The 13,317-nt window shown below is 34.3% G+C and carries 14 protein-coding genes and 1 pseudogene; 3 read left to right on the forward strand and 12 right to left on the reverse strand.

Annotated elements, in window-relative coordinates:
• Positions 1-222 (forward strand): hypothetical protein (locus tag QZV68_RS07530; protein ID WP_296880110.1); only part of this gene is annotated, 222 nt, incomplete at its 5' end.
• A gap of 276 nt (positions 223-498) precedes the next feature.
• Here QZV68_RS07530 and QZV68_RS07535 read toward each other — a convergent pair.
• The 8 genes from QZV68_RS07535 to QZV68_RS07570 form a co-directional block, all read right to left on the reverse strand.
• Positions 499-771, reverse strand: a complete 273-nt coding sequence (locus QZV68_RS07535; protein ID WP_296880112.1) for a winged helix-turn-helix domain-containing protein — start codon at positions 769-771, stop codon at positions 499-501.
• Positions 772-1,067: 296 nt separating this feature from the next.
• Positions 1,068-1,919 (reverse strand): hypothetical protein, encoded by an 852-nt coding sequence (locus QZV68_RS07540; protein ID WP_296880114.1) that lies wholly within the window; start codon positions 1,917-1,919, stop codon positions 1,068-1,070.
• 457 nt (positions 1,920-2,376) lie between these two features.
• On the reverse strand, positions 2,377-2,811 hold the full coding sequence (locus QZV68_RS07545) for a hypothetical protein (RefSeq protein ID WP_296880116.1): 435 nt from the start codon (positions 2,809-2,811) through the stop codon (positions 2,377-2,379).
• On the reverse strand, positions 2,766-2,963 hold the full coding sequence (locus QZV68_RS07550) for a hypothetical protein (protein ID WP_296880118.1): 198 nt from the start codon (positions 2,961-2,963) through the stop codon (positions 2,766-2,768). Before QZV68_RS07550 ends, QZV68_RS07545 begins: the two co-directional genes overlap by 46 nt.
• A gap of 244 nt (positions 2,964-3,207) precedes the next feature.
• Complete coding sequence (locus QZV68_RS07555) at positions 3,208-4,098, reverse strand: CPBP family intramembrane glutamic endopeptidase (protein ID WP_296880120.1); 891 nt, start codon at positions 4,096-4,098, stop codon at positions 3,208-3,210.
• Between the two features lie 100 nt (positions 4,099-4,198).
• Positions 4,199-4,627 (reverse strand): hypothetical protein, encoded by a 429-nt coding sequence (locus tag QZV68_RS07560; protein WP_296880122.1) that lies wholly within the window; start codon positions 4,625-4,627, stop codon positions 4,199-4,201.
• Between the two features lie 86 nt (positions 4,628-4,713).
• Positions 4,714-5,529 carry a hypothetical protein gene (locus QZV68_RS07565; protein WP_296880124.1) on the reverse strand — a complete coding sequence of 272 codons (816 nt, stop codon included), beginning with the start codon at positions 5,527-5,529 and terminating at the stop codon, positions 4,714-4,716.
• Between the two features lie 124 nt (positions 5,530-5,653).
• Positions 5,654-6,487 carry an SseB family protein gene (locus QZV68_RS07570; protein ID WP_296880126.1) on the reverse strand — a complete coding sequence of 278 codons (834 nt, stop codon included), beginning with the start codon at positions 6,485-6,487 and terminating at the stop codon, positions 5,654-5,656.
• 236 nt (positions 6,488-6,723) lie between these two features.
• Here QZV68_RS07570 and QZV68_RS07575 point away from each other — a divergent pair, with 236 nt between their 5' ends.
• The gene (locus QZV68_RS07575; RefSeq protein WP_296880128.1) at positions 6,724-6,951 is read left to right on the forward strand and encodes a hypothetical protein; all 228 of its coding nucleotides are present in this window, start codon (positions 6,724-6,726) and stop codon (positions 6,949-6,951) included.
• Positions 6,952-7,021: 70 nt separating this feature from the next.
• On the opposite strand, the pseudogene QZV68_RS07580 reads toward QZV68_RS07575, so the two are convergent.
• The 4 genes and pseudogenes from QZV68_RS07580 to QZV68_RS07595 all read right to left on the reverse strand — a co-directional run.
• Positions 7,022-7,212, reverse strand: a pseudogene (locus tag QZV68_RS07580) (hypothetical protein); the annotation flags it as partial.
• 60 nt (positions 7,213-7,272) lie between these two features.
• Positions 7,273-10,341, reverse strand: coding sequence for a lectin like domain-containing protein (locus QZV68_RS07585; RefSeq protein ID WP_296880130.1), 3,069 nt, complete (start codon positions 10,339-10,341; stop codon positions 7,273-7,275).
• A 245-nt stretch (positions 10,342-10,586) separates the two neighbouring features.
• A complete protein-coding gene (locus QZV68_RS07590; RefSeq protein WP_296880132.1) occupies positions 10,587-11,945 on the reverse strand; it encodes an MFS transporter in 1,359 nt (452 codons plus the stop codon).
• A gap of 392 nt (positions 11,946-12,337) precedes the next feature.
• A complete protein-coding gene (locus tag QZV68_RS07595; RefSeq protein WP_296880134.1) occupies positions 12,338-12,616 on the reverse strand; it encodes a hypothetical protein in 279 nt (92 codons plus the stop codon).
• Between the two features lie 353 nt (positions 12,617-12,969).
• Here QZV68_RS07595 and QZV68_RS07600 point away from each other — a divergent pair, with 353 nt between their 5' ends.
• Positions 12,970-13,110: a hypothetical protein gene (locus QZV68_RS07600; protein ID WP_296880136.1), complete on the forward strand. Its 141-nt coding sequence runs from the start codon at positions 12,970-12,972 to the stop codon at positions 13,108-13,110.
• Positions 13,111-13,317 lie beyond the last annotated feature (207 nt).

Below are 13,317 nucleotides of genomic sequence, written 5' to 3' on the forward strand. Positions count from 1 at the left end.
TTCAAGGAACTCATCAGAAAAACAGGATTTGAATTTCTCAAATGCAGTGGAGGATATGTCATAGACTATACATTCGCCTCAGACGATTTTAAAATGAAAGATGAACTGGAACTGAATGTATGGTTCAGAGTGGGTTCCAATGATAGAGTCTACAAACTGGATTTGGATAAAATGGAGCTTAGCGAAAATTATTTTGAGTATGATTCAGATGATTACATATAATCTCCAGAATAGCATTCCAAATATTAAGATAGAATGTGCAGGAAATCCGGAGTCCACCAGCTTTGAAGTAAAATGACAGTTGGCATCACCACTATTTGCAACATAAACTACTTTAACGCCATTTAAATAAACCGCAATGACATCAAATCAATATGCATTGTTCAGCTCTTTTACAAGAGAAAAAATCATTTCCTTTACAAATTTCAGACAGCATAATTGAATTTGGACTATCTGAATGATTTTGCACACTTCAGGCTGCAAGGCATCCGGCTATAGTTAAATACAATCAATATTATCCAGCAATTCCTCGCCCTTATCAGTCAGTCTGTACAGTCTGCCCTTTCGAACTTCAGGATTAATGCATTCAACAAGTTCATGCTCTTTTAATTCAGAAAGAACTCTTGAAATATGATTCGGGCTTATTTCTGAACTCTTTGCAATCTGAGTCGGTATCAATATTTCCCCATCCAAAGAATTCATCACCCTATACCTGTATTGTGATGTCTTTACATAACTTATTTCTATTAACATTTCATCTGACAATTCCATATTATTACTTATGAACTTCATATAAAATATAATTGTTCCTTTACACAACATATGATAGTGAATTTGAAAGACAAAAATCAGCATTCGCATACAATACTTAACTAAATTATTTTGACATTCATGGAATGCTTAAGTATTAAAATAATTGATTCAAAAAAAGTAATATTAAAAGAGGATTTACCCTTATTAAATCTTTAAAGCCTATTGAAAAGACCCATTCATTTAAAACTGTTTGAAATTTTAGAAAATATCATAAACCAATAGCCTCTAAAAGAATTTATCCCCATTATAATAATTTATCTTTTTAACCCCATCAGTGACTGGCTTTCACGATAATTGTTTTCCAGATAGGTTCCATAAAATGTATTTGATTTGAGCTGATAATTTGTTGTTAAAAACATATTATATGCACGATTTTGTGCAGGATAACGACAAATTCCATAGTTCAATACAATACATACTTTGGCATTTACTGTTTTAAATTTTTTAAATATAGGTTTATACCAGGCAAGATAATAGTTTCCTTTCTTTTTATAGATATTAACATACCCAACCTTACCCCTTATTTTTTTTACTTTTTTGATGTAATAATCGACCCATTTTTCAGCTTTTTTGTATGATTTAATTGTTTTCGGCATCTTTATGGTTAAATCCTTATGACATTTTAATCCAACACCGACCTTCTGTTTGATGGTTTTACCAGTGTATTTTATAAGAGTTCCACCGATTCCACTTTCACCATAGGATATAAGGCCACCAACAAATTCAGTACCCTCAGGATAATAGCCATATTTTGCATATGAGTCAATATTTTTTGCATCAACCCAATTTTCCATTTGGTCTTGAGTCAATACTACTTTATATTTGCCTATTTTAAATGTTCTATCACCAACACTCCATGAATTTCCAACACTGCCCGCTGAAGATATTTCAAATTGTTGGTTATCTTCTAAAGTTAGGGCATTTTCACTTTGTGAAGTATTTTCGACATAAGAAATACCTATTTCACCATTATTGCTTGCGTCCAATGATTCATTATTATCATTTAAAGCATTCAATGTTGCAGTTTCATTGTCCTGTGCAGATACACAGCCGATTATCAAAAACAATACTATTGAAGCAAGCAATATTTTAATTATTTTTTTCATAAAATTTCCTCGGCAATAAAATTTTCCATATTAATGGTATAATTATGTGTGTATGTTGGAATTAATACATTTTACTATTTTGAATCAAAAAAAATAGATAAAACCTATGTTCAAACATTACTGTTTAAGCGGCATCCCGAATCCTACCCTTTAGCTCGGATGCAGAAAAACCTTTCAGATTTGGCATAGTAACTGTTAACAACATTGCTCATTATTTTATCATCACCCAGTCCACAGGATTGCTCATATTCGATTCATTCACAGCAACATTATTAAACATAAAAAAAAGAATTCATAAAAGGACAGACGTGAACAATGAGGATTTAAACAAAATCCGAAATTCCTATGATTTCCAAACAATTAATCCTCTGTTCGTCTTTCAATCAGTTTTTTCCGATTGGTCTGTCTATTTAATTCCCATATTTTCGGGAATTTCAACATTGATTTTTCTATTCGATTAAATTTCAAATATTAACGGAACGTGATCGCTCAGTTCCATCCAGGATTCTGGATCAGGAATCTCCAAGTCCGTAACCCTGCCCTTGGATGCGAATACATTGTCTATGTGAAATGAATCTCCATCCATGAAAAATGTTGATTTGGTTTCTTCGCCGTAATCTTCACCGGTTGTGTCGTGATAGACGTCTACAAGACCTAGTTTTGATAATGTTTCAATCATTTCATAAATATTCTCTACATGGGCCTCATTTACAAGTCCCACATCACATCCAAAGTCTCCGCACATTATCATTTCGTCATTGAAAAATCCTGAATCCTTATGCTCATCATAATAGCGGATTATTTCCTTAGGATAATTAATCGGCTTGTCATAGACATCCGGATTGTTCAGGCAAAAATTCCAAGACCATATTCCTGATTGTGACCTGTCCAAAAGTGATTGGATGCAAATTCACGATATGCATCTGAATCAGATTCTGATGGGTTTTCACATCTCTGGATTACATAAATGTCGGCATCTTCTTCAAGAACAGCCGGAAACTTTGTACTGAATTTACCATTACAATTCCATGATATAATTTTCATTGTAATCACTCACCTAATATTATGTCATCGGTTGTTAATGTTATTTTGCATCCATCAGCCATTAACATTTTTCGACAAAAAACAAATGACTTAATAATAAAATTAAACCATGATTATTTTAACAATAACCCTCAAAAATATCCAAATAATCAACCAATAATTAAAGCAAAAGAAATATGCCTATAAATAACCGCACAAGCATACAGGCACATCCATACATAAAAAAGAAAAAAAATAGAAAAAATCATTCCGGAGAACTTTCAGCCTTCATCCCGATCCAGTTGAATTTTTTCTCAATCAGAAATATTGCGGCAATTGCCACAACAGTCATGATGATTCCTTCAAGAGCGCCTTCAAAGCCGACATTGTTTGAAATTTGAGTTGTAGTGATTCCGGCAATGAAGAATACTGTTATGTTATTTACGGAATGAAGTGCAGAGGACACCTCCAGACCGTCACAGTACCATGCAAGCAGACCGTAGCACAGACCGGAGAACAGCACTGAGACAAGACCTGCCATATTGTATGAGTGGATTGCTGTGAAAATCACTGCCTGAAGGATTATCGCAACGACAGGTATCCTGAACCATGACCCGAAAGTTTGCATCAAAAATCCACGGCACATCAGCTCTTCGGCAAAGCACTGAAGAAGAGTGACAACAATCATTGCCAGAAATGTCACTGCTGTGAATTTGATGTCTATTTTAGCGCCAAAAATCAGGATTTCAACCAATGATATTATCCCGTATACCACAAGTATAATCAAAAATGATTTTGCAAAGATTTTCCAGTTCCATCCGCCTCTTGAAGAGAGATATGATGAAAAGGGCCTATCGCGAACTATCTTGGAAGCGATGAAAAATGAAGGAAAAATAAGGGCAATGTCTATTGAAGTATACAGACCTCCCAGTGTTTCCAGACCTGGACTTGAATTTGAACCCGGCACATATAAGCTGGCCAAAGCCTGCGGGAACAGAGTGCTAACTATAAAGCCCAGAAGCATTGAAAATACGAAATACAGAACGGCTGCCAAAGCGCCAACAAGAATGGGCTTGTACCACCCATACTTTTCAAATGACATTGGAAATGTGCAGAAGTCTTTACCTACATCCTCAATTTTTTGAAACAAATTCATAAATAATTCACCTACATTTTAAAAAAATCAATAGTTAATGTAAATTTAATTAAATATGTCTATAAATAATTTTTCTAAAAATTGAACTGAGATTGACGTTTCAATCTATCAGAGCGTCAATCATTTCAAAAAGCTCATGACATCCTTCAAAAAGGCTTTTGAACTCATCATCGCTTCTTGACATCAAAATGACCTTAAGCCTGTCTTCCTTTTTAAAGACCTTAATCTGGTCGGATTCGCTGTCAATGACATCCAAAACAAGGGATTCGATTTCGTCATATGTTTCCTTGCTCAGGTTATGCATTCTCTGATGGTTGAGGACATCCATGGCATGGACAATCCCATTTTCAGGCATGTCAATGCAGGAAGACATTTTGATTCCGGTCATCATATAGTAGGGAGCCTCGATCTTGTCCCTTCGAAGCACGATTGAAATCTTTGAAACCACATGCTCGTCGCTGCAGTTCTCGTTAACGAACCTGAGCAGCTGAAACTGCTTTATGTTTGCACCAGTATTCATGAAATTCATGGTAATATATTGGTTTTTAAAATATAAAAAATGAGGATAAAACCTCAATTTAAAATAGCTTTTAATAAAAATATGCCATTACTTTATCATAGAGAATATTTTTTATAAATAAATGATGAAGGATAAAGTTTAGACCTGTTTAAGTGGGTGAAAGTAGAGCTGCATTTACATTTGCCGAAATATTTGGCATTTGCACCCAGAACTTTAACCTGATTAAAATAACGGTTATAATATCCATAGTAATGTATTAAAAAAGCCATGTGTTTATAAGCTACACCACTTTGTCCCTGACCATATGAAAACATCATATAAACACGGGAGTTCCTATAATAGACATTTTTATAAGATGTAAGCTTTACCCTAACATATTTATTTGTCATAACAGTTACATATGTCCTTAATCCTGATCCAGTTATATCATAACCCCTATACTTTTCTCCGACATAATAATAGTTATAGTCTTCATCAAAGAAATAATCCTCAATAGGTGAAATCATATAAAGTCTTTTATATTGAGCATTATTGAGAACTACCTTATATCCTCCAATATTGAAAGTTCTCTGATTTTTAGTTGGCTGCTTGTATGTAGGTGAGGAAACACTAACGCTGCTAGCTAAAACATTGCCTGATGATGAAACGCCCAGCACTTCAGCATTTTCACTTATTGTCAATACATCATCACCATTAGTTTCATTTGGGTTTGAAGAATTGCTTTCAACAGCCACTGCTACAGATTCATTTTCGTTTGAAACAGAAATAATATAATTATCCTGCTCGCTAATTGAAATAACATCACTGTTTTGCTCTTTAACAATATCAGTGCTATTATCAATAGCATTAACGCAAGATATACTTAAAATTGCCAATAAAATGCCTAAAATTAACATATATCTTTTTTTCAATTGTACCACCCATAAGTTGTATTAAAGTTATGTTTATTTTAGGATTATAATAAATATTGCCTATGGAAAAATATTTTCACCGGAAGAAATTACCTTATAAAAAAATCATATATCATAAGTCATGCTACACTCCGTTCTTTTCATCATAAAACGGCTGGTCACCGCACAGCCAAAGGTTTTGAGTTTTATCCATTACATCCTGAAGCTTGAATTCAGTTCCAGGAGCAATTATTACATCCAAATCATCATCAGACACTATCGGCAGAATTCTTTTGGATTCGGGCATAAGCAGAATGTTTGTGTATTTGAACTGCCCTGCGTGTTTCGGGTTGCTGCTTGCATGAAGTGGAAGGTCATGGACGAATACGCCGTCAACCGCATTTTCAATCATGAAGTTTTCATCTGAACTGATGAATAATGTAGTGTTTTCTTCAAGCTCGACAGAATGCTTTTTTATAGCATCAAAAAGTTCAATCAAACGTTTTAAAGGATTGTCATCGTCCGGTTCTTCAAACAATCTCAAAAACGCTTCAATCGGCATGTTTATCTCTAACTCAGTAAAAGGATTTACTACAATAACGGAGTATTTTTCACTCTGTTTCAGCATGTCTGCCAAATCGCTCATGAATATTGCAATAGCTGAGCTTTTAAGGCCTGTCTGCTCCATTATTTGGGAGCTGGTAAAGAGGGGCACAGCAATGGTTCCATCCTTTGAAGCCAAACAGTTTATGTCAAAGCTGATCTGTCCTTGCGGTTGGATTACATCTCCAGGTTCTGCATTTTCAATGCCTTCAAAAAGGTTGTCGCTATAGATGACAGGCATGAACAACTGTGAGTCCTTTAAAATCTCGAGAAAATCCCTTTGGGATTCGGGAGTTATTTCCCTTTTCATTATCTCTTCAAGTTCTGAATTGTCAACGCCGTTCTGCTCTTTTAAGTCTTCGAAATCACTGTCCATGTTATCACCTGTTTCAATCATGTTAATTTTTCTTTGACGAATGTAATATATATTGTGTTAAAGGTGTTAATAATATATTCCGGAACAATTCACCTAATGATTTTGAAACCACCGGATCTGATGATGAAGACGATGCCAATTCACCATCATATTCAGAATATTCAAGTTCCGGCACAGGATATAGGAGCATAGACCAAATAACAGTAGGAAATCGTCAAATTTCAATCATCGACAATATGCTAACACTGGATGTATTGAATCAGATATTCAACAAGGACTTCAGAAACGGACACATTCTGGTTTATATTGATGGAATACTTGTGTTGAATGCCACAACCACCGATGATTTGACACAGATTATCATTGACCTGTTAAGCCTGTTGCTTGGAGAACACGAAATCAAAGTAGTGTTCACTGATGGAAACGGAAATACAAACACTTATACCGAGAATATAACAATTTAATTATATTCTCCTTTTTTTAAATTTTTTGAGTCTGTAAAAATTTTATAGGCATATTTAGATATTTTTCAGTTCAATTTTTCAATTGATAGTCTAAAAATGTTAGAATTCCATTTTTAGTCTTGTATAATTTCTTTATTATTTCGGGATTAGTTTGTCTGTAGTAATTTTCGACTTGTTTGATGTTTTCTCAATATTTTCATCATCCAAGTGTCGTACGTATCTGTAAAAGTGATTGACGATGTGTTTTCTTATGAAATCTTTACAGACTAAAAAAAAAGAAAAAATTGGGAGTTTCATGCACTCCCATATAGATGAACCCAATCATCTATTTACTTTAACTGTTGTTTTAATGGTATTCTTAATGTAGGTTACCCCAACGGCATAGGTTCTGCCCTTCCTAAGCTTTTTAATAACATTCTTGTTAAATGTTTTTAGCGCAATACCTTTTGAATTGGTTTTGGCATGATATGTTTTTCCAAGGAATTTAAACTTGATGATTGCTCCTTTGATAAATTTGCCGTTGATTTTAAGTTGAGCCTGCAGGATAAGTCTTTTGGATGTCTTTTTGACTATTACCTTTTTAGCGGATAAAACCTGTTTTACAGTAACTGTGTTTTTAACACTTTTTCCCTTGTATGTGGTTGTTATCGTATATTTTTTAGGAAGCTGTGTGATTTTGATTTTGGCAATTCCGTTATTGTTTGTTTTTACAGCAGTTGTCTTTTTATTGATTGTGAACTTGACAACCTCACCTGCTCCAACAGCGCGTCCGTCAGCAGTTACAACCTTCACGCCGAAGTATGATCCGCCATTATAATCAACTGCAATGTTTTTGTTGTTGATTATCTTGGTATCATCCTTAACTGTGTAGACCTTAAGACAGACTGTCTTGTTTTCAAGTGTTATATCCTTCCATGACTTGCCGTCAGTACCTACAAAACTCATTCCTGAAAGGTAGTGCTGTCTTGAGTAAGCCTGATACGGAAGATTATTGTTGTGGAATACCACTTTAAACTTGTCGCCTGTTTTAACCGGAATGTATTTATTTAAAACTATGGTTCTGAATCCTCCAAATTCACTTACACCGCTTTGAGAGTGGACCTTAACGCCATTGACAAAAATGTCAAATGAATAATTGATTCCGGATTGGTTGAAGTAGGTACCTACCGCTCCGATAAGCTCATCATATTTGGATGTGAATTCATTGGAATAATAGGTATAATTGCTGTCAAAACCAGTCAATCCAGTCAGGTCTGTCTGATAATTCACATGGTAGTCTATATCATTCTCAAAGATATATGCTATGGCAGGGTTTTGAGGAACAAGAGCAAAATAATCCATGTCCATAAAGCCGTCAAGATCATTATAATCGCGATAGTTGATGGACTGTGATAATGAATCCTTGACCAGCCATCCTCCTCTAGTCTCTTCTGCGCTATACTCACTGGCGTAATTGTCATTCCATCCTATGATATTAAAGAAATGAATTGCATGTTCCATGACTGAAATATCATCTCCGCCATAAATAATATCATCCTTATTTTGGCCCAAAATTAACTGAACTGCAACAGCACCATATTTCATTATGGTCTTCTTAATCAAATCAGTATTATTTTTTCCATTCAGAATAATGATTGCATCTTGAACATGGATTCTGGAATCGTTTAAATCAGTATCACCCATTGTTCCTCTGTCATCATATGGAGAATCCATTGGAAGAGCTCCAATCCAGTTTAGAGCATATCCCAAACCGCTGTAACCAAAACCAGTTAAACTAATCCTTAAATCACCCCAAGGCACATATTTCAAGTTTAGTTTCTGAGCATAATTTTGGGAGAGGTTAAAGAATTGCCCTGTTGATTTGAGAAGAGATGATTCCAAAGCTCCGACTGTTGCAAATGCCCAGCAATCATCATTGTCTCCCTGACGCTTGATTGGGCTTACCCATCCCCAGTCACGTAAATCGAACCGGGATGGAATCTTATCAACAACAATGGAGTTATTTGTTAAATTGAGCTTTATTCCATTGCTTTCAATTGAAAGAACATAATTCTTATTGTCAGTCAAAAAGATATCTTCATTTTTTGTGACGTTTTCAATTTTGGAATTGCTTGCAAAGTCCGCATAAACACCAACACCACCATTATCAAATATGGAATTGGACAACTGCAGATTTACGTCATGAGCATAAATTGCATTGGCAACATTTTCTGACTCTTTAATGGCCTTATTCTGGATGAAATTGGACCTTTGAATGGTTAATTTACCTTTATCAAAATATATTGCTCCCGCATTCTTTTCTGCAGTATTGTTGAAAAATGTGGAATCGACTATTGCCACATTGCTCCATGATGAGAAAATCACACTGCCTTCAAAACTTGCACGATTATTTTTAAAGTTGGAATTATTAATGTTCAAATAGCCGCCCTGAATTGCAATGACTCCACCAAAACGTGAAGTGCAGTCAGTGAAATTTGAATTGATGATGTTCAAGCTTTGAGCAATACGATGGGACGCTGAATCAAGGTCTATAAAGATTGCCCCTCCATCATCAGTTGATGTGAGATTTGAAAAGACACAATTTTCAATAAGCATCCTTTCAGAAGGAAGATAACCTGAACCGTTGGAATTTGAGACAGGGAAAAATTTTGCGATAATTGCCCCTCCATTAAAAGCAGCACGGGAATTGAGAAATTTTGAATTTCTAATTGAAAATGTGGCTCCTTTGAAATTTAATATGCCGCCATTATTATTGGATTCAGCAGACTTAACGCAGCTACCGTTTATGCCTGAAGGAAAACTGACATTGTTCAAAGTCATCTCAGAAGTGGTCGCAAATAAAATTTCATCATTGGATTTGCAGTTTATGAACTTTACATTGTTTAAGACAACCTTGCTTGATGAAAAGAAAATTGCTTGTCCTTTAAAATTTTTAAAGGTCAGGTCATTGATTTCAATATTTGCCATGTTTTTTCCACAATCCAAATCCAATTCAAACATGAAATTATAATTTAAGTTGGCACTATCCACTGTGTGGCCATTACCGTTTATTTTTAAATCGGACACTTCAAAAGTTGATACAGTTCCAGTCTCATTAGCATAATGCATATAATCATTATTAATATTCAATGTACCATTACAATTTTGTATATCATGAGTTAAATCATTGAAAGATTTGGGATTACCTGCATCCTCAGGAGCATTCTGATTGACATCATCAGAATTAGCCGAATCAACAGTGTTCAAATCATGATTCAAATCATTGTTCAATTTATAATTATCCTCTGCAGCAACAATATCTGAAGAGTTATCACTTGCTGAAACGCCAGCAACAGCAAATAACATGCAGAGCATAATCAGAATAACAAAAAGTTTCGATTTTAACTTCATTTTATACCTCTATTTATCCGGGAAATAAATCTCAGAGATTTAATTTTAACAATTGTTTTAATTTTGTCGTGCTTTATATTATGTATCTTTTACCTTTTTAAACTTTTTAATGAATTTGATGGTAAAGTGTGCAATTTGTAAAATTTAAATTATATGATTGAACTCATGACCCATTCATTGACTTTCTTTAAGGCATTACAGCCTGATTAATGAACATGTCAGACATGATTATAAAAAGAAATAGCTTAATCTCTAAGCCTATTTAATATCAATAAGACAAATGCGACTGCACCGAGCAATAATGACAGTGCCAATGTAATCTTTGAAGACATCATGAATGGCATTGCATTATTGGCAAAAGTGTCAGCAGACCCCATGAAAAAACCACACATAATTGTAAATATGGCCAGGGCAATACTTTTTCCTACATCCTTATTTGTGGACAGCATTGCAGAGGCATTGCTCAAATCCTTTTCGCTGACCTGAGTGAGTACAAAGCGGTTGTTCGGTGAGGAAAACATCCCATGTCCTATTCCCTGAAGGATACATGCAACCAAAAGCAGATAGAGAGGCACCACATCCATGAAAAACAATAAAGTGACATCTATTAAAATGAACATTAATGCAATGGAAGACAAAATGCGCTCATCAACCTTATCAGATAATTTTCCTGCAAATGATGAGACGAATACTACTGCAAGAGGTGTTGCAAGTAAAAATAATCCTGCAAAACGAGCATCATATCCTAAAATATGCTGCAGATAGTCATTAAGAATATATGAAGCGATGAATGTCATGAAATACATTGCAAAAGCGGAATAATTACCAAGAACATATTTGAAATTTCTAAAAATATTCAAGTCATAACGGGGATTGGAGATGTGGGTTTCGAAATATAGGAAAACGACTAGAATTACCAGACTGGCCGCTATCACGACCACATTATCGTTATCCAATTTAGTAATACCATACAAAAACAGGCCCATGAAAAGAATATAGAGTATTGATCCTATATGGTCAGTAACATCCTCATGGTCAGTATACCATTCCTTGCCCAATTTAACCAGTATCAATATAGAAGCTATATAAATCGGGACCAATGTAAGAAAAACAATTCTCCAGCTCAAATAATAAACGACAAATCCTGAAACTGTATTTGACAGACACAGTCCTACATATCCACAGGATCCCATTATTCCCAGAACATAACCCAATCTGTCAGAGGGCAACTGCAATGTTACAATGACATACACGGAACTGTTGATAACTGCCGTTGCGACTCCCTGAATAATTCTTGAAAGCAGAAGCATGTTAATGTCTGTTGAAACGGCAGAAAGCACCAAACCGCAAGTCATTAACACAAGGCTGATTTTTAGAAATTTGGCAATACCATATCTTGAAACATATGTCCCCAGCGGTATCATCAATGCAACCGATGTGATTAAAAAAGCCAAATTGATAGCGTTTTCCATCTCAACATCCAAATGCAAATCCGCAGATATTGCAGGAAGCGCTACAATTACCATGGTAGCTATGAACTGCACGCTAAACATCAGCAAACATCCAAGTATTGTTACCCATTTATCTTCAATCAACTTATTCATCTTGAACCTCCCCATCTTTTAGAAGAAGGGAATTCTCAAACCAAAAAATTATGGTTTTTTGGAATATTAATACTGCACCGTCATCTCAACGGTTCAGGCAATTTTTTACAATTGTAAATGATTTATCTTTTTTAAAATATGACTATCGTTGAAAAAAAAGTTGTAATAAACTTTTGTCATTGCCATTAATTATATATTGGGCATTGCTGATATTTAAACTTCATCAGAAATCATTTGAAAACAAATTCTGCAATTCATCCCTAACTTATAGAAGCTAAGGTATTCTTGCATATTTAGATAAATTAGGGTTATGCATTTACGATTCATGAAACAGTTTCCTTTTTGCATTTGCACAACCCATTGAAATTATCGATTTCAATTAAAGTTATCCATTAACTGAAAAATTCTAAACCATCCAAATAACCAAGAATTCTTTCAAGATAATCATGGTAAGGTTTCGGCCAGTCAAATCCAAATTCATGTAAAATTTCCATAGTTTGATCGATGTTTGCACCGACTTCATAAGGATCTGTTGATGATTGTGAATCCATAGACATGTCTGATGTGATTAATCCCTGAATATTTTCATCAAAACATTCCCATACCTTAGACAAATATTCATTGAAAGAATTTATTGTATCGCCAACCATATTATCAAGCCCTACATTCAATATTATCAAATATATTTTACATATTTTTAAAACTTTTCATCAATATTGTAAAAATCATACAATATTTTATTTTAAAAATGAATTTCAAGATTTCCATTTTTTAACTTTCAAATATTATTTTGAAATTCCATATACTTATATATAACGGTTTATTTTTATTATTACCATTCTTATGAAGGTTATATTGAAATTGAAGATGTAAGTAAGCACTTACATTCTAAAAACTACTTACATGCCCATATAAATATAAATTATAATGTTTCAGATGAAAACACCCCCCCCAATCATGACTCATTTCACCGGAATATCGTAGAAATTGGCGATGAAATATCAAAAAATACAAACAAAACAAATTGACATATGACATTAATGACCCGAAATCAATCAGCAACCCTGTTAAAAGCCTTAACGGCAATGCAGATTTAAAAACAGACAGTGAGGACATCTACAGCAATTTCCTCAAAAAAATATTGATTCGAAAACACAAGAACTGACAGAGGATGCAATATGCAAATTACTCTTAAGAATCCATAAGGACAATAATGGCGAAAAAAACAATCCTACTTTTGGAGAATTCGCCTTTGGCAAAAAAAACCTGTAAATCCTAAAAAAAGTAGATGTTGGAAAAATAGATTTAAAAGAAATTGCAGACAGCATAATCTAAACAGTTGCATGGATTTAGCTTCGAACTCAACTGCAAA

The organism is uncultured Methanobrevibacter sp., from assembly GCF_902801725.1.
In the GTDB taxonomy this organism is placed as follows: Archaea; Methanobacteriota; Methanobacteria; order Methanobacteriales; family Methanobacteriaceae; genus Methanocatella.